Annotated in this window: 20 protein-coding genes; 12 read left to right on the top strand and 8 right to left on the bottom strand. The window is 68.5% G+C overall.

Annotated features, from left to right (window positions below; genetic code table 11):
• The first annotated feature begins 46 nt into the window (after window positions 1-46).
• From ACZ50J_RS19020 to ACZ50J_RS19005, 4 genes are all read left to right on the top strand, one after another.
• Window positions 47-724 (top strand): hypothetical protein, encoded by a 678-nt coding sequence (locus ACZ50J_RS19020; RefSeq protein WP_464298723.1) that lies wholly within the window; start codon window positions 47-49, stop codon window positions 722-724.
• Between the two features lie 26 nt (window positions 725-750).
• Window positions 751-1,371, top strand: a complete 621-nt coding sequence (locus tag ACZ50J_RS19015) for an HAD family hydrolase (RefSeq protein WP_464298722.1) — start codon at window positions 751-753, stop codon at window positions 1,369-1,371.
• Between the two features lie 170 nt (window positions 1,372-1,541).
• A complete protein-coding gene (locus ACZ50J_RS19010; protein WP_464298721.1) occupies window positions 1,542-1,925 on the top strand; it encodes a cold-shock protein in 384 nt (127 codons plus the stop codon).
• Between the two features lie 4 nt (window positions 1,926-1,929).
• The gene (locus ACZ50J_RS19005; protein WP_464298720.1) at window positions 1,930-2,688 is read left to right on the top strand and encodes a DUF3027 domain-containing protein; all 759 of its coding nucleotides are present in this window, start codon (window positions 1,930-1,932) and stop codon (window positions 2,686-2,688) included.
• Between the two features lie 10 nt (window positions 2,689-2,698).
• On the opposite strand, the gene ACZ50J_RS19000 is transcribed toward ACZ50J_RS19005, so the two are convergent.
• Genes ACZ50J_RS19000 through ACZ50J_RS18990 form a run of 3 tightly spaced genes read right to left on the bottom strand, consistent with a single transcriptional unit; the run spans window position 2,699 to window position 5,749 of the window.
• Window positions 2,699-3,169 (bottom strand): group II truncated hemoglobin, encoded by a 471-nt coding sequence (locus ACZ50J_RS19000; RefSeq protein WP_464298719.1) that lies wholly within the window; start codon window positions 3,167-3,169, stop codon window positions 2,699-2,701.
• Window positions 3,166-3,777, bottom strand: a complete 612-nt coding sequence (locus tag ACZ50J_RS18995) for a PadR family transcriptional regulator (RefSeq protein ID WP_464298718.1) — start codon at window positions 3,775-3,777, stop codon at window positions 3,166-3,168. The genes ACZ50J_RS19000 and ACZ50J_RS18995 overlap by 4 nt, the downstream gene beginning before the upstream one ends.
• 13 nt (window positions 3,778-3,790) lie before the next feature.
• The gene (locus ACZ50J_RS18990) at window positions 3,791-5,749 is read right to left on the bottom strand and encodes an FAD-dependent monooxygenase (protein WP_464298717.1); all 1,959 of its coding nucleotides are present in this window, start codon (window positions 5,747-5,749) and stop codon (window positions 3,791-3,793) included.
• Between the two features lie 276 nt (window positions 5,750-6,025).
• Between ACZ50J_RS18990 and ACZ50J_RS18985 the strand changes: the two genes are divergently transcribed.
• Window positions 6,026-7,174, top strand: coding sequence for a hypothetical protein (locus tag ACZ50J_RS18985; RefSeq protein WP_464298716.1), 1,149 nt, complete (start codon window positions 6,026-6,028; stop codon window positions 7,172-7,174).
• Here ACZ50J_RS18985 and ACZ50J_RS18980 read toward each other — a convergent pair.
• Entirely contained in the window at window positions 7,155-8,321 is a 1,167-nt protein-coding gene (locus ACZ50J_RS18980) for a sensor histidine kinase (protein ID WP_464298715.1), read from the bottom strand. The two genes, ACZ50J_RS18985 and ACZ50J_RS18980, sit on opposite strands and share 20 nt — an antisense overlap.
• Before the next feature lies 1 nt (window position 8,322).
• On the bottom strand, window positions 8,323-9,015 hold the full coding sequence (locus ACZ50J_RS18975) for a response regulator transcription factor (RefSeq protein ID WP_464298714.1): 693 nt from the start codon (window positions 9,013-9,015) through the stop codon (window positions 8,323-8,325).
• A 150-nt stretch (window positions 9,016-9,165) separates the two neighbouring features.
• Between ACZ50J_RS18975 and ACZ50J_RS18970 the strand changes: the two genes are divergently transcribed.
• A complete protein-coding gene (locus ACZ50J_RS18970; RefSeq protein ID WP_464298713.1) occupies window positions 9,166-9,648 on the top strand; it encodes a DM13 domain-containing protein in 483 nt (160 codons plus the stop codon).
• A complete protein-coding gene (locus ACZ50J_RS18965) occupies window positions 9,648-10,118 on the top strand; it encodes a hypothetical protein (protein WP_464298712.1) in 471 nt (156 codons plus the stop codon). Before ACZ50J_RS18970 ends, ACZ50J_RS18965 begins: the two co-directional genes overlap by 1 nt.
• Here ACZ50J_RS18965 and ACZ50J_RS18960 read toward each other — a convergent pair.
• Complete coding sequence (locus ACZ50J_RS18960; protein ID WP_464298711.1) at window positions 10,115-12,529, bottom strand: ATP-binding protein; 2,415 nt, start codon at window positions 12,527-12,529, stop codon at window positions 10,115-10,117. The two genes, ACZ50J_RS18965 and ACZ50J_RS18960, sit on opposite strands and share 4 nt — an antisense overlap.
• A gap of 118 nt (window positions 12,530-12,647) precedes the next feature.
• Here ACZ50J_RS18960 and ACZ50J_RS18955 point away from each other — a divergent pair, with 118 nt between their 5' ends.
• Window positions 12,648-13,175: a hypothetical protein gene (locus tag ACZ50J_RS18955; RefSeq protein ID WP_464298710.1), complete on the top strand. Its 528-nt coding sequence runs from the start codon at window positions 12,648-12,650 to the stop codon at window positions 13,173-13,175.
• A gap of 153 nt (window positions 13,176-13,328) precedes the next feature.
• Here the strand turns inward: ACZ50J_RS18955 and zwf are convergent, their stop codons facing one another.
• Window positions 13,329-14,771 (bottom strand): glucose-6-phosphate dehydrogenase, encoded by a 1,443-nt coding sequence (gene zwf, locus ACZ50J_RS18950; protein ID WP_464298709.1) that lies wholly within the window; start codon window positions 14,769-14,771, stop codon window positions 13,329-13,331.
• Window positions 14,772-14,849: 78 nt separating this feature from the next.
• A complete protein-coding gene (locus tag ACZ50J_RS18945) occupies window positions 14,850-15,116 on the bottom strand; it encodes a DUF2530 domain-containing protein (RefSeq protein ID WP_464298708.1) in 267 nt (88 codons plus the stop codon).
• 141 nt (window positions 15,117-15,257) lie between these two features.
• On the opposite strand from ACZ50J_RS18945, the gene ACZ50J_RS18940 reads away from it, so the two are divergent.
• From ACZ50J_RS18940 to ACZ50J_RS18925, 4 genes are all read left to right on the top strand, one after another.
• Window positions 15,258-17,975, top strand: coding sequence for an AfsR/SARP family transcriptional regulator (locus ACZ50J_RS18940; protein WP_464298707.1), 2,718 nt, complete (start codon window positions 15,258-15,260; stop codon window positions 17,973-17,975).
• Window positions 17,976-18,102: 127 nt separating this feature from the next.
• Complete coding sequence (locus ACZ50J_RS18935; protein ID WP_464298706.1) at window positions 18,103-18,942, top strand: class I SAM-dependent methyltransferase; 840 nt, start codon at window positions 18,103-18,105, stop codon at window positions 18,940-18,942.
• 18 nt (window positions 18,943-18,960) lie between these two features.
• Window positions 18,961-19,788 (top strand): class I SAM-dependent methyltransferase, encoded by an 828-nt coding sequence (locus tag ACZ50J_RS18930; RefSeq protein WP_464298705.1) that lies wholly within the window; start codon window positions 18,961-18,963, stop codon window positions 19,786-19,788.
• Between the two features lie 54 nt (window positions 19,789-19,842).
• Entirely contained in the window at window positions 19,843-20,463 is a 621-nt protein-coding gene (locus ACZ50J_RS18925; RefSeq protein WP_464298704.1) for a LysE family translocator, read from the top strand.
• Window positions 20,464-20,472: the final 9 nt, after the last annotated feature.

Genomic DNA, 20,472 nt, shown 5'->3' with positions numbered 1-20,472 from the left:
TGGTCTGCTGACAGCCCACGTCCACGGACGCCGACAGGAGACGCCGATGCAACTGCCCAAGCGACGAGGTCTCGCACTGACCATCATCGGTGCGATCCTGATGCTCGTCGTCGCGCCCGCCGCTGCCGGCATCGGCATCTGGAAGGGCGTCTCGGGCGGCATGAACGCCGTGAGCGACACCGCGTGGACCGCTGCCGGTGGCTCGGTGCACGTCACCGGCGCGGAGGACCAGACGATCCTGGTCGAAGGACGGTACGACACCGGTATGCCGCTGCCCACCTGCGAGGTCACCGGACCCGACGGCCACCGCCTCACGGTCGACGAGGGAACCACGCGACTGTCGATGGACTGGGGCGGCACCGCGTACAGCCGGGCAGGAACCTTCACCCCGTCCGGCCCCGGCGACTACACCGTGGACTGCAGCGGTCACCGCACCAAGGTCATCAGTTCCAGCGTGGCCAACGACGTCGCCCGCCGGGTGCTGGTGCCGCTCGGCATCGGCGTCGGGATCGGCGTGCTCGCGTTCCTGCTCGGTGTCGTGCTGCTGATCGTCGGCATCGTCAAGTTGGTCAAGTCCGGACAGGAACGTTCGCGCGCCCGGATGGCTGCGGCCGGCTGGCCTGGCGGTCCCGGACCGGGCGGGTCGCCATACGGTCCGCCGCAGGGGTATGGCGGGCAGCCGCCGTACAAGCCGGGTGATCCGCAGGACCCCTACCGGCACTGAGCACGCGCTTGGCTAAGGTTCGCCACGTGTATGACGCAGGGCGCCTCGTTGTCGGATTCGATCTGGACATGACGCTCGTCGACTCCCGGCAGGGGATCGTCGAGTGCATGCAGCGTGTGCTCGAGGCACGCGGTGTGACCGCGACCGAGCAACAGCTGTGGCCGCTGATCGGCGCACCGCTGCTGGACAACCTGGCGCTGTTCCTGCCCGACGAGCAACTGGAGGCCGCGGCCGCGGACTACCGGGCCGACTACCTGGTGCGGGCGATCGAGGTCACCGTGCTGCTGCCCGGCGCCCGCGAACTCGTCGACGCCATCCATGACGCGGGCGGCACCGTTCTGGTGGTCAGCGCCAAGAACCCGACCGCGGTCAAGGCGGTGCTGGAACACGTCGGCGTGCACCCGGACATCGTGGTCGGCGACCTCTTCGGGCACGACAAGGCGACCCCGCTGCGGGAGCACGGCGCCACGGCATACGTCGGGGATCACAGCGGTGACATGCACGCCGCGAACACCGCCGCCGTCCGGGCGATCGGCGTGACCACCGGCCCGACCGACGCCGAAGCGCTGCGCGAGGCCGGTGCCGATCTGGTGGTCGACGACCTCGGCGATCTGGTCGCGCGGCTGGACGCTCTGACCGCCGCCTGACCCGCACCGACCGGGGTCTTGCCATCCCGGCGCGACAGAGCGGTCCGCAGGGCAAACGATTCGATCGAATCGCCGATCACACGTTAATCTTGCGCCGCAAGCATCACCGCGACGCGATCGCGCGCTGCTTCCTCCACGATCAACCACGCAACCAGCAAGTAGGTGTCACGGTGCCTTCCGGCAAGGTCAAGTTCTTCGACTCGGACAAGGGTTTCGGGTTCGTCTCCGGCGACGACGGGCAGGACGTCTTCCTGCCCTCCAGTGCATTGCCGGCTGGTGTGACCACCGTCAAGAGCGGCACCCGCATCGACTACTCGGTCGCCGAGGGGCGGCGCGGCGCGCAGGCGCTCAGCGTCACCCTGCGCGACGCCTCGCCGTCGCTGGCGGCCCGGCACCGCAAGCCGGCCGACGACATGGCGGTCATCGTCGAGGACGTCATCAAGTTGCTGGACGACCTCGGCAACGGCCTGCGCCGCGGCCGCTACCCCGACAAGCGCCACGCGGACAAGGTCGCCTCCGTGCTGCGCGCCGTCGCCGACGATCTCGAAGGCTGAGTCAATGGCAGTGAAGAAGGACAGCAAGTCCAAGCCGAAGGCCGACAAGGTCGCGCTCGCCGCGATCGAGCCGGCCCGCGAGGCGGTCGTCGCGATCGCCGAACCCGGCACGGTCGGTGAGCACGTCGGCTCGGTCATGATCGGTGACCGCCTGGCGATGCAGTACTTCGCCTGCCTGTCGCCTGGGTATGTCGGCTGGCACTGGGCGGTTTCGGTCGCTCGTGCACCGCGGCAGAAGTTCGCGACAGTGTGCGAGACCAACCTGCTGCCGACCGACGACGCCGTCCTGTCGCCCGACTGGGTTCCGTATGTCGACCGCATCGCACCGGGTGACATCGGCGCCGGGGACGAGCGGCCGTACGTCGAGGACGACGACCTCCTCGAAGCGGGTTTCGAAGCGACCGGTGACGAGGACGTCGACCAGGTCGGGTTCTTCGAGCTCGGCCTCGGTCGCCCGCGGGTGCTGTCCGCCGAGGGCCGCGATGCTGCCGCGCAGCGTTGGTATGACGGTGAATCCGGTCCCAACACCGCGGTCGCGCAACAGGCCAAGGCGCACTGCTCGACCTGTGGCTTCTTCGTGCCGATGCCGGGTGTGCTGCGGCAGGTCTTCGGGGTCTGCGCCGGTGAGTGGTCACCGTCCGACGGCCAGGTCGTCTCGCTCGACCACGGTTGTGGCGCGCACAGCGAGACCGAGGCTCCGGCGACCGCGCCCGAGGTGCTCGACGCGCCCGTGCTCGACGAACTGGCGCTCGACTTCTCCTGAGCGAGCTGGCCTACTTCGACTGCCAGTCCCACACCGGGACGGGGTCGCTGCTGGTCGTGTCGGCACCCGGTTGGGAGACCTCCTGCGCGATCTTCGACCCCCAGTCCAGGTATGCCGTCAGGGCGCTGCGGAACTCCTCGTCCGAGGGCAGCCCGACCTCGTCGGCGGCCTCGATGAAGACCTCGACGAACCGCGCGCGGTGCTGTTCCTGGATCGCCAGGTTCGCGTGATGGCGCAACAGTGCGCCGTGCCCACCGTGGCGTTCGGTGTAGAGGTGCGGCCCGCCGAAGACTTCGGTGAGCCAGTCGGCCAGATGCTCGACGTGGCTGGGGTGCGGCTCGGTCCCGAAGATCTCGATCAGGACGGGGTCGGTCACACAGCGTCGGTACTGCGCGTCGGCGAGTTGGACGAGCACGGTGCGTCCGCCCAGGTGTTCGTAGAGCGTCGGGCGCTGTGCGTCGGTGGATTCTGTCGTGGTCACGGCGTGGTCTCTTTGGTCGGTGTGGTCCAGGACAGCCGGCCGCCCCGGATGTCCTGCAGGACCTCGGTGAGCCAACCGGCTTCGGCTGCGAGGCTTCGTGTGCGGTATTCGTCCTCCAGGAGATAGACGCGGGGTATGTCGTACCCGGCGTCCGCGGCGCGTGCGTCGCGCACCGTGCTCTCCAGGGTTTCGATGCGGGCTGCGATCAGGTCGGCCGCGGTGTCCTCGTCGACCATGGTGAGCACCGAGAGTGCGGCGGGGAACTGCGGGAATTCCTCCGGCAGCTCGGTGACCATCTCGGTCAGCCAGTCGACGGCGGCCCGCCGGCCGACGGCGGTGATGCGGTAGACGCGACGCCCGGGGTAGTTCTCCGAGCTGTCCCGATCGGTCCCGGCCTGTTCGACGAGGCCGTGGGTGGTGAGTCGGTCGATGACCTGGTGCAGGCTGGTGCGCTGGCGCACGTTCACGACCTTGTCCTTGCCGCGTTCCTTGATCAGTTTCTGCATCCGATAGACGTGCATCGGCTCCTCGAGGAGCATCCCGAGGACGATCAGTCCGAGGGCTGTCGGCTTCATCCGTCGGGTGGGCTGCTGGGTGCGCGTCGTCATGTGCGTGGCCTCGTCACTCTCCCGAGTATGTCGTGTGTCCCAGCACCCGGTGCATCGCATCGAGGACGGACTCGACGTCGGGGGTCGGAGCCTTCGCGACCCAGGCGACGTATCCGTCGGGTCGGATCAGGGCGGCGCCGACGCCCGGCCCGAGCACCGGCGGATCTGTCTGGTGCACCGTCACGCCGTACGGCTCGAGCCCGCTGCGCCATACGTCGGCGCCCTCGCGGACGGCGAGGACGAAGCCGGTCCCGGTCGCGTCCAGGATGCTCCGCTGATGGGCCGAGTCGATCCAGGTGTGCGGCATGCGTGCGCCGGGTTCGGCGACCTCGGCAACCGTGTCGGTGAACGGAACGGCTGCGCCGGCACCGAGTATGGCGGGGGAGTCATAGCGCTGACCCAGGGTGCAGACCAGATCGTCGATGTCGTCCTCGAGCCCACCGCCGAAGCGGGCCGCCTGACGGCGCACGGTGAGGTCGGCGAGCGCGTCGGCGACCGGTTTGCGTTCTGCCGCATAGGTTTCCAGCAGAGTGGGGTCGGCCCGACCGTCGAGGACCGCGGCGAGCTTCCAGGCGAGATTGTGTGCGTCCTGGACGGCGGAGTTGGCTCCCATCGCCCCGGCCGGCGGCCATACGTGCGCGGCATCACCGACCAGGAACGCGCACCCGTGACGGTAGGAGTCGGCGACCCCGACCGCCTGCTGCCACGGCGTGACATCGACGATCCGCACGTCGCGATCGGGGTCGCCCAGCGCGGCGCGGATCGCCTCGACGCAGGCGGCCGTGTCGAAGGAAGCCAGTGGCTTCGTGTCCGGATCGAACACCAACCCCAGGCTCCAGCGGTGCCGCTCGGCGGTCGTGGTGAGGGAGGCGAACCCGAGTTGTTCGTTCAGCACGATCCAGAACAACGCTCGCTGCGTGACGAGATCGTCCAGGTCGGCCTCGAAAACGATGCTCGCCCAGTGCTGCACGTCGCCGGATCCGCTGTGCTGGATGCCGAGTTGCCCGCGGATGCCGCCGGCATACCCGTCTGCCGCGATCAGGTAGTCGCAGTGCACCCGACGCGTCGTCCCGTCGGTGATGTCGCGCAACGTGACCTCGGCGCCACGGTCGGCAACGGTGATCTGGTCGGCGACGAGGCCCCGCTCGATCCGCGCGCCGAGCTCGCACGCCCGCCGGGTCAGCACCGGCTCCACCGAGTTCTGGTCGGCCATGACGAAGTGTGCAGGGGTGATCGTCTGCAGTCGTGGGTCGGGCTCCGGGTCGAACAGCCACTCCCACGGCGCGGACAGTGGCGCGCAACGGGCGACACCGGCGTCCCCGGTGAAGGGCGCGGACTGTGCTTCGACCTGCCGGTCGACACCCACCGAGCGGTAGACCTCCATGGTGCGCTGGTTGACCCCACGTGCCCGGCCTTGCACGCTCGGCTGGTCGTGGCGATCCACCATCATGACGCGAATGCCGTTGTGTGCCAGGAACATTGCCATGGTGGTGCCGGCGTAACCGCCCCCGACCACCAGGACCGGCACATGCTCGACCTCCGTGGCGCCCTCGGCCGCGCGCAGCTCGCGGAGGCGGTGCACGGACGTCGGGTCGTGCAGGGTGGCCATGCCGCCTCGGTGGATGCGGACCTCGCTGCCGTGGGCGTCACCCGTGATCGTCAGCGCACCCGACGGGTGCGCCGAGGGCTGTCGATCCTTCAGCCTTCCCTTCCCGGTCCGGCGGAGTGTGTCGTCCACCTGCGTTCCTTCGTCGACCAGCAGGACCAGGGTGGATTTGGCGAGGTCGGCGCGAACGGTGACCTCGGTGAATCTGCGACATGCGTCGCGCAGGTCGAGGACGACCCGCGAGTGGTCGGCCTGGATGGCGTAGTGGCGGGTCGTGGACCAGAAACCCATGCGCCGCAAGGTCTCCCGGCTGGTGCTGACTCTGGTCTCGGATCGGTCCGGGTGGATCTGTAGTCGTTGGCTCATGTGTTAGTTATAACATCACTAGTTATAGATGCACTAGTACATGCCGGGGGTGACTCTGCTTCTCGCCTCGACGGATCGGCTGCTCGAGATGGCATCGGATGCGCTCTGGGACCTAGTCCTAGACCCCCTACGACTGTGGCGTGTTTGCGGTGGAAACCATTGCTGCGCATGGATTTTCACGATTGAGTTCACCTCCAGGGGGACGCACCGTTCGATCACCTGCACAGCTCAGGTGGCGGGCGTCATACACACCCGAAACATCACGTAGGGGATGAAATGTCACGCACACGACGCGCAGCTGCGCTTCTCACCATCGCGGCCACCGGGGCCGGCATCACCACCGCGGTTGTTGCGTCGCCGAGCGCGCACGCGGCAACCACCAGCGGCATCCACACCCGGGCACAGGTGCCCTGGTCGAAGGTCGGCAGCGGATGGACTGCCGCATCGGTGACCAAGACCGGACACAACAGTCTGGTGCTCGTCTCTCCGGCCGGTCAGTCGTACCAGATCGCCACACTGCGATCCGGTGAGAACGTTCTCAGCATCGCGAATGACGGGAAGCACGTGCTGACCACCTACCTGACGTCGGACGCCAATCCCGCTGTCCGATACCGGGTCTGGGATGCGCGCAGCGGCAAGGTGTCGACGACGTTGGCCGCCGACGTGTCGTTCGCCGGCTTCACCCGATCCACCGGATCCGCCGTGAACGAAACGTTGGAGAACAACACGTTCCAGCGGGTCACGGTGACCGGGCACAAGGAACTGCGGGTCGCGAATCGGCCCGGCACGATCTTCGACCTGCCGCATCCGGGCGGCCTGCTGGATGCCGCCTCCGAAGGCAATCACGCCGTCACGCTCTACAACCACGTGACGATGAAACCGGTCCGCACCTATGCCATGCCCAAGGGTGCGAAGGGCTGCGTCGCGGTCGGCTGGACCGATGCCTCGACGCTGTTGGAAGCCTGCACGACCAAGGAGCTCGGCGACCTCAACCAGCAGGAGGTGTTCCGGCAGAACATCAACGGCGGGGCACCGCAGGCGCTTACCACGGGCAGCTGGGCGGGGGACATCACCGCGCCGTTCGGACAGGGCTTCGTGGACGCGGACCAGACCGTGCTGGGAACGGTCGCGACGGCGCACAATGAGGACCTCTCCGGAAAGCGGAGCACGGTCTACCGCGTGCAGTCCGGCCGGGTCGTCGGGACCATCAAGGCGCCGCTGGCCGCCGATGTCGCCAAGAGCGTCGACACGGCGAAGGTCGTGGGCAACATCGTCTTCTACACGCACACCAACCCGCCAATGGGTGACAACGGTGCAGTCGCGGCATACGACCTGAGGACGAAGAAGGTCAGCTACCTGGTCGGACCGCACTCGCAGTACGGCGGCAAGGCGACCAGCACGGCCGTCATCGACCCGCGCTACTGAGGCCGAGGTTCGGCTCCGGCTCGACGATGGGGAGGGTGACGTTGAGCCGGAAGCCGTCCGGCACGTGCTCGGCGTGGATCTCGCCGTCATGAGCCTCGACGATGCCGCGCACGATCGCCAGCCCCAAGCCGGCGCCGTGCGCGGCATCGTCAGTGGTACGAGCGGTGTTCGCCCGCCAGCCGACGTCGAACATCCGACCCAGGTCCTCCACGCCGACGCCGCTGCCGTGGTCCATGATGCTCAGCACCAGGTGCTTCTCGTCGCTCGTGTGGGCCGAGATCAGGATCTCCGAATCGGCAGGAGCATGCCGCACGCCGTTGGCCAGCAGGTTGCCGATCGCCCGGGTGAGTTCCCGCGGGTCGGCCCACAGCAGATGTCCTTCGACGCCGCGCTGCACGACGGTGATGCCGCGACCGGCGGCAACCGGCTGTATGTCGGACACGGCATCCGAGACGAGGTCCAGCAACTCGACGACCTCCCGCTGCAGCCGGAGGGTTCCGCTCTGCAGTGTGGAGAGCTCGAAGAGGTCGTCGACCATGCCGGTCATCGTGTCTACCTTGGCGCGGATCGTGCGGATGTAGGCGTCGCGGTCGGTCGCGACTCCGTCGTCCAAAGCCTCTGTCATCGCACGCATTCCGGCCAGCGGCGTGCGCAGGTCATGAGATATCCAGGCGAAGAACTGTCGACGCGCGGTGTCCAGCTTGTCGACCTCCGCGCGTGCTTCGGCGAGTCGGGCGGACGAGTCCGCCAGCTGAGAATGTAGTTCGTTGAATTCCTTCAACCCCGGAGCCTGCGGCTGCAGGACGTCGCCGTCGCCGATCCGCCGGGCCGACTCGACGAGAGTGCGGACCGACCGACCCACGGTGTGCCGCATCGTCACCCAGGCGGCGGTGAGGCTGACGATCGCAGAGACGCCGACGACCCAGCACAGCACAGTCAGGTCGTGTGCGGAGACGAACATCTCGATCACGACCGCCACCACGGAGGCGACGATCGACAGCACCGCTGCCGCAACGACCACGGTGACCTGAGAGGCGACCGATCCCTTGGAGTTCCAACGCAATACAGCCAAGGCAAGCGCGGTCACGACCGCGGTGCAGAGCGCCGCGGTCAGCACGATCAATGCGAGATTCGGCACGGTGAGCATGTCAGCCCTTTCCGTACGGAGTGAACCGGTAGCCGGCGCCCCATTCGGTGCGCAGGTAGATGGGATAGCGCGGCTCGGGTTCGATCTTCTCCCGGAGCCGGCGGACGTGCACGGTGACCGTCGATGCGTCGCCGAAGGTCCAACCCCACACCTCCCCGAGGATGGCGTTGCGGGTCAGGACCTCACCCGGCCGTTGGACACAGAACAGCAGGAGTTCGTATTCCCTTGTCGTCAGCGCGATCTCGTCGTTGTCGCGCCAGATCCGGCGATGGCCGGGGTCGATCCGGAACGCGCCGACCGTGAACGGCTCGGCCGGTGCCGACGGCGAATGGCGGCGTAGCTGAGCCGCCACGCGAAGCTGAAGTTCCTTCATCGAGAACGGTTTCGCGATGTAGTCGTCGGCCCCGAACTCGAGTCCGCTGATGCGGTGGTCGACCGCGCCGAGCGCCGTCAACATGATGACGGGTATGTCGGAGCGCCGTCGTACGTCCCGACACAGGTCGTCCCCGCTGACGCCCGGCAGCATCCGATCGACGATCAGCACATCCGGGAGGTCCTTTTCCAGTGCGGTGCGCGCGCGACCACCGTCGCTGAACGAGGACACGTCATACCCGCTGGATCGCAGGTAGTCCCCGACGACGCCGCGGACCGTCGGGTCGTCCTCGACGATCATCACGCGAGGTCTGCTCTCCATGGCCACGACGGTACCCACCCATCCGGGGAGCCGCCGCCTTCCTTACGGCGATGAAAGATCCGCGGCTCGCGGTGGGTCCCGCTGCTTCGATCGGTCCCCGAGGCGCGGCCCGGCGAACGGGCCGCTGACACGAGCTACGAGGAGACACACATGCGTTCAAAACCCTTCATCGGCACCGGAATCGCCATCGCCGCGATGGCACTCACGGCCTGCGGATCAAGCGGTGGGGGATCGGCAGCGTCCTCCTCCGACATGTCCTCGAGCATGTCCAGTCACTCGGCGATGTCGTCGAGCGCTCCCATGTCGAGCGGCTCGATGATGGCCGACAGCATGGACCACGGGATGTTCAAGGGGCTGAACGGCAAGCACGTGAAGGGCACCGTCGCGGTCGGGGGCGGATCGGTGAAGTTGACCGGCTTCTCCTCGGACGAGGGGCCGGACCTGCACCTCTACCTGACCAACGGCACCGACGAGGCTGCGGTCGGGAAGGGCAAGGAAGTCGGCAAGGTAGCCTTCGACAAGGCGACCCAGAAGTTCGATCTGATGGATGTGAAGACGTCCGGTTACACCGACGTGGTCGTGCACTGTGACAAGGCCAAAGCGGTGTTCGGCGCGGCCGCGTTGACCTCGTGATGACCGGGCGCCGCATCCCGTCGTGGATCGGCCCGGCGCTCGGTGGTGCGGTGCGCGTAGTGCTCGGAGTGCTCTGGATACGTGAGGGTATGACGAAGTACCGCGCACACTTCGGCCGCGCCGACATACTCCTGGTGGTCGACAGTGCGAAACAGAATCCATGCGTACCAGGGGTTTTCAGCGATCTACTGAGTCAGAGTCTGGGCCGGGCGCCGACCCTTTTCGGCGCGCTCGTGCCGGCGTGGGAGACGCTGCTCGGGGTCGCACTCGTCGCCGGCTTGCTCAGCAGGCTGCTGGCCGGCGCGGCGGTCGGGACGCTGATGACCTACTGGCTGTCGGACCAGTTGATCGGGCAGTACCCGGTGATGGTTCTGTTGGCCTCGGCCGTTCTGGTCTTCCCCGCGGCGGCGAGTGCCCTCACGGTCGCCAGCCTGGTGCGGACGAGACTCACGCCGGCTCGGAGCGGTTAGCCGGCGCCGAGCGACGCCAGCCCATCCGCCGCACGCTGCATCTCCAGTTCCTCGCCGATTCCGGTGGCCACGGATAGTGCCTCCGTGTACAGATCGTGGGCATCGTCCGCTGTCCCGGCGGCGACGAGCTGGTCGGCACGGTTGTTCAGGACGGAAGCGAGCGTGTCCGGAGCGTCGGCGGCCCTGGCCTGCGCCAGTGCCTGCTCCCCGAGCCGGAGTGCCTCCGCCATCTGATCGCTCCCGGCCAGAGCCGTCGAAAGGTTCGTCAGTGCATAGATCTCGGTGATCTCGTCGTGCTCGGCTCGCGCCAGCTCCAATGCTCGCCGAGCAGCGGTCTCGGCTTCGGCGAACCGGCCCTCCTCGGCGAGCATCTCCGAAAGATTGCTCTGCGCATTGAGCTCACGCTGCGTCCGTCCGTGGGCGACCGCTACTTCGAGGGCACGCCGCACGAGGTCGATCGCCGTGCCGTGATCGCCGGAGCGACTGCGTGCCACCGCCAGGTTGCCGAGCGCGACACAGAGTCGGTCGGCGTTCTCGGCGGTCTCCGGTTGCGCCTCGTAGTAGGCGACGATGTGCTCCAGCATCGCCATCGCCTCGTCATACCGACCGGTGATGGTGGCGACGATCGCCTGACCGTTGAGGGACGCGATCTCGCCCCGTAGGTCGCCGGACTCGCGGTGGAGCGCGGCCGACCGCTCCAACAGCGGCTGTGCGTCGGCGAACCGGGCGGCTCGCACGAGCGTGAGACCGAGCAGTCGCAGCGCGAGGGCGCGCTCGGCGAGGTCACCGGTCGACTCGGCCGCCTGGACCGCAGTGCGATGCATCGCAGTGGCGAGGTCCAGGTCGGCCCGGTCCCACAGCGGCCAGGATGCGGCGGCCGCGAGGCGTACGGCGAGTTCGGGACGGTGCTCGGCCGCCCAGGACACCGCGGCCGCGACGTTGCGGTATTCCTGGTCGAACCACCGGTGCGCTGCTTCAGGGGGTTCCATAGGCGTCGGCGGGCGGCTGAGCCAGAACCAGTCGCTGACCGCGTGTGGTTTGGTAGCTGCGACAGCGGCCACGCAGTCGTCGAGATAGTGGTGCAGCAGTCGCTCCATCGCCCGATTGCGTTCTGCGGGGCGAAGATCGCTGACAGCGTGGCGCGCTCCGAAGGACCGGACCAGGTCGTGCATCGACCACCGGCCCGGCAGGACGGCGCGCACCAGATGGCGGTCCTCCAGTCGCTCGATCTCCCGACGTGCCTCGTCGGGGCCAAGGTCGAGCATCGCGCCGGACGCGTCCGCCGAGAAGTCCGCGCCCGGATGGAGCGCACACAGCAGGAAACAGCGCCGCTCCTCCGGTGACAGGGCGTCGACGCTGACGCTGAGCGCACCGACGAGGTCAGCATCCGAGCGCAACAGGTCCAGTCTCTCGCGGTAGGCCTGGACGTGATCGCTCAGCGGCCAATCACTATGCGTACGAAGGCGATTGGCGACGATTGTCAAGGCGAGGGGCAGTCCACCTGCGAGGGTGGAGAGCTCGGACAACGCGGTCCTGTCCGGCTCGGAGACCGTAGTGCGCGCTGCCAGATGGGTGAGGAGTTCGACGGCCTCGCCCGGTGGCAGCTCACTGAGCGTGATGGATGCCGACCAGGCGCCGGGCAGTGCGTGCCGTGAGGTCACGATGACGCGGGCACTGCCGGTGGCAGGCAGGAGCGGCGCGAGCTGTTCGGCCGACGCGGCATTGTCGAGGACCAGGACGACGCTGCGGTGCTGCACTGCCGCAGCGAAAGCGGACGACCGGTCGGCGGGGTCCGGATCCGCGCCGAGTGCGCGCAGGAATTCACGCAGCACCCACTGTGGATCGGCCGGCTCGGTGCCGGCGCCCAGCAGATCGACGTACAACGCCGTGCTGTCGGGCTCGGCTGCTGCGAAACGCTGTGCGGCAGTCAGTGCCAGTGCCGACTTCCCACTGCCGGCCAGACCGCCGATGAAGGTCGGGCCGTCGGCCGCGAGCACCTGGCGCAGCTCGTCGCGCCGGCCGACATACGTCGTGGGCGCGCCAGGAAGCGTCACGTCGGCAGCAGCGGAGCGCAGGGCGCGTGCGGGGGACATGGCGCGGCGGGTCGCCTGGCGCCATACCGATGCTTGCCGCTCGGAAGCGCCGAGGGCCCGCGCGATCTCGACAACCAGGTCGACGTCGACCCGACGGCGCCCGTGCCGGAAGTAGTCGTAGACGGTGACGCGTCCGATGGCGGCCTCCGACTGGGGCACCCCGCGCTCGAGGCGAGCCGCGCGGATGCCCGACGCGATGAGGGCGTATGACGGCAACCCCGCCCATTCCCGAAGCTCACCGAGCGCATCGGCGATGTCGTCCCAGGAGGTCACCACACCAGGCGCCGGCGGACGGTCCGGGACGAACTCCTCGGTCATCGGAATCCTCGATCTGTTCGGGTTCGTTCGGGGAAGGTGCCGGTGGGTTGCGGTGCACGTGATGCTAACGACTCAGGGGCCGGATTGTCGGCCAGGTTCGGCAATCGGGAGGAACTCCATGTCTGCACTGTCACGTCGTCAACTCGCCAAGGGAGCGGCCTGGTCCGTGCCGGTCGTCGCGGTAGCGGCGGCGGCGCCCGCCGCGTCGGCGTCGACCACCGACTTCGATCTCGCGGTCGCCGCGGGCTGCCTGCCCACCGGGGACATGTTCGGTTCGGTCTTCGCGTACTTCGAGCTGACGGCCGGCGCCACTCCGGTCCCCGCGGGGTCCAACGTGGTGGTGAACCAGCAGATCCCCGGAGCCGCGAGCAATCTGACCGTCGGCTCGATCATGACCAGTCTCAACGGCGGTACCGACGGCATCGCGGGCGTGACCGTCTCGGCCGACGCGTCGCAGGCGACCTTCGTCACGACGCGCGAGATCACGGCGGCCGCGCTACTGCGCGTCTACGTCTACAAGATCCTCGGCACCGAGGGTGAAACCACCACCTTGACCGTGACCACCCCGGACGCGAACGCCGCCAACAACGTGGCCGGGGTGCGGCGGACGTTCAATGACCCGGACACCGTCTGCTACCTGAGCTGAGTCCTCGCGCAGCACTGATCTGAGCTCTCTGCTTCGGCTCCTCGCGGGTGTCGTGGCTGATCGGCTCGCAAGCTCGCTCGATCAGCCACCGCACCCGGTCGTCGCCTTCGCGGCGTCGGCTTGTCGCTCGGCTGACTCGCCTCGCCTGTTGCGTCAGGCTGTCGGCTCGCGCCACTTGCGTTCGAACGGCAGTCGCCAGGCGCTGGGCGCGACGAGCTGGTGGATCTGGTTGGGACCCCACGAGCCGGGTGCGTAGGGCCGGACCGGCGGCGGGTTGTCCAGCAGCGGCTGGCTGATCTCCCACAACCGCTCGATGCCCTCCGCCGTGGTGAAGAGGGTGTGGTCGCCACGGACTGCGTCGTAGATCAGCCGCTCGTAGGCCTCGAGCACGGAGCCGGCCCAGTCGGTGTCCTGCACGGCGAACTGCATCGACACCTTGTCCATCCGGAAGCCGGGTCCGGGCCGTTTTCCGTAGAACGACAACGAGACTCGCGCCTCGTCGGCGAGGTCGAAGGTCAGGTGGTCCGGGCCCTGCTGGCCGACACCGGACCCGGACGGGAACATCGACTTCGGCGGCTCCTTGAAGGCGATCGAGATGATCCGCTGTCCCTCGGCGAGCCGCTTGCCGGTGCGCAGGTAGAACGGGACGCCGGCCCAACGCCAGTTGTCGATGCGGCACTTGAGGGCGACGAACGTCTCGGTCTCGGACTCCGGGTGGACGCCCTTCTCGTCGCGGTAGCCCTGGTACTGCCCGCGAACCACCTCGGTCGGTTCGAGCGGCACCATCGAGCGGAAGACCTTGTTCTTCTCCTCGGTGATCGACTCCGGGTCGAGCGACGTCGGGGGTTCCATCGCGGTGAACGCCAGCACCTGGAACAGGTGCGTGACGACCATGTCGCGGTAGGCACCGGTGCCCTCGTAGAAGCCGGCGCGCCCCTCGAGGCCGAGCTCTTCGGGCACGTCGATCTGCACGTGATCGATGAAGTTGCGGTGCCAGATCGGTTCGAAGAGCCCGTTGGCGAAGCGGAACGCGAGGATGTTGAGCGCCGCTTCCTTCCCGAGGAAGTGGTCGATGCGGTAGATCTGCGATTCGTCGAAGACCTGGTGGACGGCGGCGTTGAGCTTGACCGCGCTCTCCAGGTCGGTGCCGAACGGCTTCTCCATGATGACCCGTGAACCCTCGACGAGTCCGGCCGCCTCGAGTGTCTGGATGACGTCCAGTGCCGCCTTCGGCGGAACGCTCAGGTAGTGCAGATGCTGGATCGGCGGCGCCATGTCCTTCTCGGCCTCGACGACGACGTTGCGCAATGCCGCCGGGCCGTCCGAGCCCGGCACGTAGTGCAGTCGCTTGGCGAAGGCATTCCAGACCTTCGGCTCGACCGGGTGCTTGCTGAACTCATGGACGGCCTTCTTGGCGAACTCGACGAACTCCTCGCGCGTCATGCCTTCCAGCGAGGTGCCGATCACCCGGAGGTCGGCCAGCAGGTGGGTGTCGAAGAGATGGAACAACCCTGGGAGCAGCTTGCGCCGGGACAGGTCACCGGTCGCGCCGAAAAGAACGAAAGTGGTTGAGTCCTGCATGGCGTCTGGCGTCATACCCCCAAGCTTCTACCCTCGGCCCGGGCGAGGGGAAGTCGGGGCGCGCAGGTCGCGGCCCTCGAACCTCGACGGCGGTTATGCGGCGCTGGCGTTTCCGCGGCCGCGCTTGATGTACGCCCAGCCGATGGCGCCGAGCCCCGCGCCGGCGACGCACGTCCACGGCCACCAGTCCCGCCCGTCCTGATGCAGAGCCGGTATGACGAGGGTCAACACCAGGGCGACGACCCACAGCGCGATGCCGATCTCGAGGACGCGCAACACGTCGATCTGCACCGGCAGCAGGTCGTCGGCCGAAGCCTCGGGGGTGACCTCGGCGGGTTCGTCGGGGATGCGGTCGCTCACGAGCAGCAGCCTAACCAACGGACGCTCCGCTCATCGCCCGCTCAGGGCCGGCCCGCTCGCCGGGGTCGCGCTATAGGCTCGTATTCCATGTGGTTCGGGGTGTTGGGCCCGCTCCGGGTTCATGACGACGGGGGATCTCCGGTGGAGGTACCTCCGACGAAACCGGCCCGGCTGCTCGCGATGCTGCTGGCCGCCGAGCGGCACGAGATGTCGGTCGACCGGATCATCGAGGTGTTGTGGGCGGGGCGCCCGCCGCAGTCGGCGCGCTCCAACGTGCAGGTCTACGTGCACCGGTTGCGTCGCCTGCTCGGGGACGGCCGGTTGGCGCACAGCGACGGCCGCTACCGGCTGCTGGTGCAGCCGCACGAGATCGACTCCGGACGGTTCGAGGCGATGCTCGCGGCCGATGAGACACGCGACGCACTCGGCCTCTGGCGGGGCGCGGCGTATGACGGGATGGCCGACCTCGAAGTGGTCCGTGAGGAAGCGAACCGGTTGACCGAGTTGCGGCTCGCGGCGCTCGAGACCCGGATCGACGCCGACCTCGACCACGGCCTGCACGGGCGACTGGTGCCCGAGCTGCAGCAGTTGACCGCGCGTCATCCGTTGCGGGAGCGGTTCGTCGAGCAGCAGATGCTGGCGTTGCACCGCTCGGGTCGGGTGACCGAGGCGCTCGACGCCTACCGCAGTCTGCGGTCCCGCCTGGTCGACGACGTCGGTGTCGAACCCGGCCACGCGGTGCAGGAGCTGCACCAGCGGATCCTCAACGAGGACCCCGGCCTGGACTCTTCCGCCGCGGCGGTCCCGGCTTCCAGGACACGACCCGTCCCGGCCGAACTGCCGCCCGCGGACAACAGTTTCACCGGTCGCACCGGCGATCTCGACGCCATCTGCAAGGACCTGTCCGGGTCCCGCGGTCGCGCCGTTCCGATCGTCGCCGTGGCCGGCGCGGGTGGTGTCGGCAAGTCAGCGCTCGCCGTCCAGGCGGCGCACAATGTCGCCGCCGAGTTCCCCGACGGGCAGCTCTATCTCAACCTGCGCGGCGCCACACCGGGCGAGCGACCGCTCGGTGTCTGGGAGGCGATCGACCGCCTGCTCCGGTCGCTCGGCGACGCCGATTTCGAGACACCCCGTGACGTTCCGGAGGCTTCGGCGCGATTGCGCACGCTGACCGCCGACCGGCGACTGCTCGTGGTGCTGGACGACGCCGTGGACGAGGCGCAGGTCCGATCACTGCTCCCCGGAGGGACGCAGTCCGCCGCGCTGGTGACCAGCCGGAGTGTGCTGACCGCGCTGGACGGTGCGGTCAGTCTGCAACTCGGCCCGCTCAGCCAGGAGGACTCGGTGGCGCTGCTCGCCCGGGTGGCCGGGTCCGATCGCCTCCGGGCCGAGCCCGGGGTGGCCGAGCAGCTCGCGCGGCTCTGCGACTTCCTTCCGCTGGCCCTGCGGATCGCCGGCGGCAAGCTGGTCCGCCGGCCGCACTGGCCGGTCGTCGAACTCGTTCGTCGTATGTCGGACGAGCAGCGGCGCCTCGACGAGCTCGAGGTGCCGGACCGCGCCGTACGCACCAGTTTCGAGGTCAGCTACGCCGACATACCCGGTGAGCCTGCGCGGCTGTTCCGACTGCTGGGGTTGCTGCCCGGCTGGGACGCCGGTGTGCCGGTCGCCGCGGCCCTGGCCGGCTGCTCCGAGCCTGAGGCGGAAGCGACCCTCGACCAGCTCGTCGACGCCCAACTGGCCGAGTCGCGGGCGCCGGGCCGCTACCGATTGCATGATCTGCTGCGGCTCTTCGCGCGGGAGCGGGCCGAGGAGCAGGAGCCTGAGGCCGTCCGGGACGACGCAGTGCGGCGCGCGCTGGAGTGGTACCTCGGCACGGCGTTGAGCGCCGAGCTGCACCAGTCCCCGGAGAGCTGGCGGTGGCGGTTCGCGCCCGCCGGCCTGGAGAACACCGGTCGCCGGCTCATCGTCGACGCCCAGATCGGTGCATGGTTGTCGGACGAGATCACCAACCTGGTCGCGTCCGCGCGACGCGCTGCGACTCTGCCCGGCGACGGGCCGCAACTCGCGGCGGCATTCGCGGCGGTGCTGTTCGCCCCGATGAACACGCGTGGCCGGTGGTACGAGCTGCGGGAGCTGATCACCGCAGGCCTGGAAGCGCTCGGCGACGACGACACGAGCGACCATCGAGCACTGCTCGAGAACGACCTCGGCTGGATCAACGCGCTGCTCGGCAGTCCGCGGGACGCAATGCCACATCTCGAACACGCTCTCGCGCACTGGCGCGGTGTCGGGCAACGTCGGGGCGAGGCGACGACGCTGCGTGTCTTCGCGCGGGCCATGGCGGGCATCGGCCACGGTGCGGAGAGCATCGACTATGCGCGCAGGGCGCTGGCGATTTTCCGGGAGCTCGACGTCCGGGAGGGGCAGCTCGACTGTCTGATCGCGATCGGTCTGCAGTCCGCCACGACGGGTGACCTGGCAACGGCGGTGGCGGCGCACGAAGAGGGCATCGAGATCGCCGAGCGGTTCGGTGACCTCTGGCACGCCGGGGTGCTCATCGGCAACGTCGCCGACCTGCACCGCCGGGCGGGTGACCTGCCGAAGGCGGTCGCGGAGTTCGAACGCGCCCTCCGAGCGGATCACGAATCCGGCAACGCCGGAACGTATTTCGAGGCCGAGCACCTGTGGGGACTGGGACGAGCCCGGCACGAGCAAGGGGACACCCGGGCCGCCCGCGACTGCTGGGACCGCTCGACCAGGATCCTGCACGAGCTCGGTCTGATCGGCAGCGACGAATTCGACGCCCTCCTGGCCGAACCGGTCCCGGACACCCCCGTCGTCATCGCGCGCCAGCTCTGACTTTTTCTCGTCGAGTGCCGAAGCGGGGGAGGTCTATCGAAGACCCCTGTAACCGCCGATGAACCGGCAATAAAGCGCTGCGGGTCAGGCTGCCGGCACTGACCAGCCAGCACCCAGGGAAGCACGCATGACCGCGGACACCACTGACTACATCTTCCACAGCCCGTCGGAGCAGGGACGTCAGCAGGTGGATCACCTGACGACGGTCTTCGACCCGATCACGACGGATTTCCTCGAACACCTCGGTCCATGGAGCGGCGCGCGCTGCCTCGAGCTGGGCGCAGGTTCCGGGTCGATCGCGACCTGGCTGGCCGGCCGTGTCGGTCCGCACGGTCAGGTCGTCGCCGTCGACAAGGACACCGAGCAGGTGGACGTTCCGGCCCAGGTGGATGTGTATCGGCACGACATACGAGAGGGGCTCCCGGCCGATGGTCCGTTCGACCTGATCCACGCCCGGCTGCTGTTGATCCACCTGCCGGATCGGCTGCGGATCCTGCACGAACTCGTGGATGCATTGTCGCCGGGCGGCTGGCTGGTGGTGGGTGACTCGCCCGACCGGCCGCAAGAGGTGCTCGCCGCACCCGGCGCCGCCGATGCGGAACTTGCCGATCGGCTCGTGCACACCGCGCTCATTTGCGCGGAGGAGGCCGGCCTCTCCCTGGACTGGGCGTACGAGATCGAGGCACAGCTGGCCGCTGCCGGGCTGGAGGACATCCGCGGCAGTGAGTACAGCCCGATGATGCGCGGCGGCGATCCGTGCGCGCTGCTCGTCAGCACATACGTCGCACAGATGGCGGACCGGCTGGCCGGCGTGGGGATCACCGGAGCCGAGATCGACCGTTTCCACGCACTGATGCGGGACCCGGAGTTCCGGGCGTGGCCGCATCTGCGGATGGTCACCACGGCGGGTCGCAAGCCCGCGGATCGGCCGATCGGACCGGTTCCTTCGACTACGAATCACAATTGATCACAGGGGAGTTCACGAATGTCGACAACCACGAAGCCAGTCACTGAGTATGTCTTCGACAGCCCGTCCGACGCCGGACGGGAACAGTTGGGGCACTTGCAGACACTGCTCGACCCGATTACGACGAGGTTCCTCGGTGACCTCGGCGTGCAGCCGGGCATGCGCTGCCTGGACCTCGGTTCGGGAGGTGGGTCGATTGCGCGCTGGCTGGCGCACCGGGTCGGCCGGGCGGGCGAGATCGTCGCCGTGGACATCGAGACCGAGCAGATCGAGGTGCCGGAGCAGGTCGAGGTGCACCAGCACGACATACGGAAGGGACTGCCAATGGAGGGCGGCTTCGACCTGATCCACGGGCGCCTCGTACTGATGCACCTGGACGATCGCGAACGAGTCCTGGCCGAGTTGATCGACGCGCTGGCACCGGGCGGTTGGTTGGTGCTGGGGGAGACTCCCGACCGGCCGCAGGAGGTCCTCGCCGCGCCGACCGCGGACGACGCGGCACTCGCCGACCGAGTGCTCGGCGCCGGTATCCGGGCGGTGCGCGAAGTCGGTGTCGCCGTGGAATGGGCGTACGAGGTCGAGCAACACCTGATTGAAGCCGGGCTGACCGACATCCGTGGCTGCGAGTTCTGTCCGATGATCACCGGTGGCGATCCAGGTGCCCTGCTGATGAGTTCGTATGTCGCACAGGCGAAACCGCTGCTACTCGCGCAGGGCGTCGCCCAGGAGGAGCTGGCGCGCTACCACGCCCTGATGCGGGACCCGAGATTCCGGGCCTGGCCGTTCCTGCGGCTGGTCACGACCGCGGGCCGCAAACCACACACTCGACGATCGACCGGTGCGTGATGGGTGATCCGGGGATGTCATGAGTGCGGTCATGACTCGCGGGGGAGAGCACGGATGCCGACCACCGACACGTTGCTGACGTTTGCGGCCGCGGCGCTCGCGGTGCTGCTCGTGCCCGGCCCGTCGGTCGTCTACGTGATGTCTCGGAGCATCGCCCAGGGTCGCGCCGCCGGTCTGGTCTCGATGCTCGGACTCGAAACCGGTGCGGTGGTGCACATGTGCGCGGCGGCGGGTGGGGTTGCCGCGCTGGTCGCTGCATCGCAGCCGGTCTACGCCGCGCTTCGGTATGGCGGCGCGATCTACCTGGTGTACTTGGGGATTCGTGAGATCCGGGTCGCCGTCGGACCGGTGGAAGCGCCGTCGACAACGGACGCGACGAGGACGCGGCTCTTCCGGGACGGCGTCATGGTGGACCTGCTGAACCCCAAGTCGGCCCTGTTCTTCCTGTCCTTCCTGCCCCAATTCGTCCAGCCGGTGCGGGGATCGGAGTCCGGGCAGGTCATCGTGCTGGGGTGTTGCTTCGTGCTGATGGCCGTGGTGTGCGACAGCAGTTACGCGCTGCTCGCGGGGTCGTTCAGCCGGCGGTTGAGCTCGTCGGCACGAGCCCAGCGCATGGTGAACAGGACCACGGGTTGCGTCTACCTCGGACTCGGTGCGGTCGTGTGCTTCGCCTGACCCGGATCG

Source organism: Flexivirga sp. G2 (assembly GCF_055397625.1).
The sequence above is the reverse complement of the archived record's forward strand: the minus strand, read 5'-3'. Positions and strand labels throughout refer to the sequence as shown.

Excerpts from the sequence above, each read along its gene's own strand:
- ACZ50J_RS19020 (WP_464298723.1), top strand. The coding sequence starts at position 47 with ATGCAACTGCCCAAGCGACGAGGTCTCGCACTGACCATCATCGGTGCG.
- ACZ50J_RS19005 (WP_464298720.1), top strand. The coding sequence starts at position 1,930 with ATGGCAGTGAAGAAGGACAGCAAGTCCAAGCCGAAGGCCGACAAGGTC.
- ACZ50J_RS18995 (WP_464298718.1), bottom strand. The coding sequence starts at position 3,777 with ATGACGACGCGCACCCAGCAGCCCACCCGACGGATGAAGCCGACAGCC.
- ACZ50J_RS18990 (WP_464298717.1), bottom strand. The coding sequence starts at position 5,749 with ATGAGCCAACGACTACAGATCCACCCGGACCGATCCGAGACCAGAGTC.
- ACZ50J_RS18985 (WP_464298716.1), top strand. The coding sequence starts at position 6,026 with ATGTCACGCACACGACGCGCAGCTGCGCTTCTCACCATCGCGGCCACC.
- ACZ50J_RS18980 (WP_464298715.1), bottom strand. The coding sequence starts at position 8,321 with ATGCTCACCGTGCCGAATCTCGCATTGATCGTGCTGACCGCGGCGCTC.
- ACZ50J_RS18975 (WP_464298714.1), bottom strand. The coding sequence starts at position 9,015 with ATGGAGAGCAGACCTCGCGTGATGATCGTCGAGGACGACCCGACGGTC.
- ACZ50J_RS18970 (WP_464298713.1), top strand. The coding sequence starts at position 9,166 with ATGCGTTCAAAACCCTTCATCGGCACCGGAATCGCCATCGCCGCGATG.
- ACZ50J_RS18965 (WP_464298712.1), top strand. The coding sequence starts at position 9,648 with ATGACCGGGCGCCGCATCCCGTCGTGGATCGGCCCGGCGCTCGGTGGT.
- ACZ50J_RS18960 (WP_464298711.1), bottom strand. The coding sequence starts at position 12,529 with ATGACCGAGGAGTTCGTCCCGGACCGTCCGCCGGCGCCTGGTGTGGTG.
- ACZ50J_RS18955 (WP_464298710.1), top strand. The coding sequence starts at position 12,648 with ATGTCTGCACTGTCACGTCGTCAACTCGCCAAGGGAGCGGCCTGGTCC.
- zwf (WP_464298709.1), bottom strand. The coding sequence starts at position 14,771 with ATGACGCCAGACGCCATGCAGGACTCAACCACTTTCGTTCTTTTCGGC.
- ACZ50J_RS18935 (WP_464298706.1), top strand. The coding sequence starts at position 18,103 with ATGACCGCGGACACCACTGACTACATCTTCCACAGCCCGTCGGAGCAG.
- ACZ50J_RS18930 (WP_464298705.1), top strand. The coding sequence starts at position 18,961 with ATGTCGACAACCACGAAGCCAGTCACTGAGTATGTCTTCGACAGCCCG.
- ACZ50J_RS18925 (WP_464298704.1), top strand. The coding sequence starts at position 19,843 with ATGCCGACCACCGACACGTTGCTGACGTTTGCGGCCGCGGCGCTCGCG.